We start from the raw sequence: 876 nt of genomic DNA, 5'->3' as shown, positions 1-876 counted from the left end.
ATATGACCTGGGCTGTAGGGAGATAGGCATGCTTGCGCGACCGACGTCACCGTGGAGCCGGGCCGTACGGTGACGGAGCAGGGTCAGGCAATCTTGTACTCCGTGTCGCCGAAGTCCGCGACCACCCGCATCTTCCCGCCGAGCGCCTCCACATAAGCGCGCAGGGTGGACACCTCGACGCGCTCCAGCTCTCCGTGCTCGATCGCCGACACCCGCGGCCCGGACACTCCCATCGCGGCGGCCACATCGCGCTGGGTCAGCTCCTGCTCCCTGCGGATGTCGGCCAGCTTGTGCGCCCGGACCTCAGCGGCGAGCCGCTCCATCATCGCGCTCTTCTCGGCCTCCGAGCGCACCGGCAACCCGGCCGCCCGACGGCGCTCATGCGCCTGCCGCTTGACCTCATCCCATCCCACGGTGCTCATTCGTACTCCCTGCTGCTCAGCTCAGTGACGTGCTGGGCATAGCGTTTTTCCGCGATCACGATGTTCTCGTCGTACCAACGGGTCCAGTTTCCCGATTTGTCGCCTGCGACCAGTAGAACGGCGCGCCGTACAGGGTCGAAAGCGAAGATGATCCTGATCTCGCTGGACCCGGACGATCCTGGCCGCAGTTCCTTGAGGTGGTGGTTGTCCGAGCCCTTGAGGCGGTCGACCAGCGGACGGCCCAGGGTCGGTCCGACCCGGACGAGTATGTCGATCTCGTCTTCCACCTGTTCTGCGCTTTCCCAATCCTCCTCGCATAACCGGTCGAACCACTGCCTCACCTCGGCCACGAGAACGACTTCCCAGCTCGCCACCCACTCAACTTAACTTGAGAGTTAAGTCTCAGGCAAGCCGTGATCCACCGCACCGCGAGAGCGCTGTACCGCTCGTCCGC

The 876-nt window shown here is 64.7% G+C and carries 2 protein-coding genes; both read right to left on the bottom strand.

Annotated features, from left to right (window positions below):
• Positions 1–83: 83 nt before the first annotated feature.
• Positions 84–422 carry an XRE family transcriptional regulator gene (locus tag ACWJ6R_RS37225; RefSeq protein ID WP_449066687.1) on the bottom strand — a complete coding sequence of 113 codons (339 nt, stop codon included), beginning with the start codon at positions 420–422 and terminating at the stop codon, positions 84–86.
• Positions 419–796 carry a type II toxin-antitoxin system RelE/ParE family toxin gene (locus ACWJ6R_RS37220; RefSeq protein WP_449066686.1) on the bottom strand — a complete coding sequence of 126 codons (378 nt, stop codon included), beginning with the start codon at positions 794–796 and terminating at the stop codon, positions 419–421. The genes ACWJ6R_RS37225 and ACWJ6R_RS37220 overlap by 4 nt, the downstream gene beginning before the upstream one ends.
• Positions 797–876 lie beyond the last annotated feature (80 nt).

It is taken from the genome of Planomonospora algeriensis, assembly GCF_977012225.1.
Note: the sequence above shows the minus strand (reverse complement) of the source record. Positions and strands in the feature narration are given on the sequence as shown.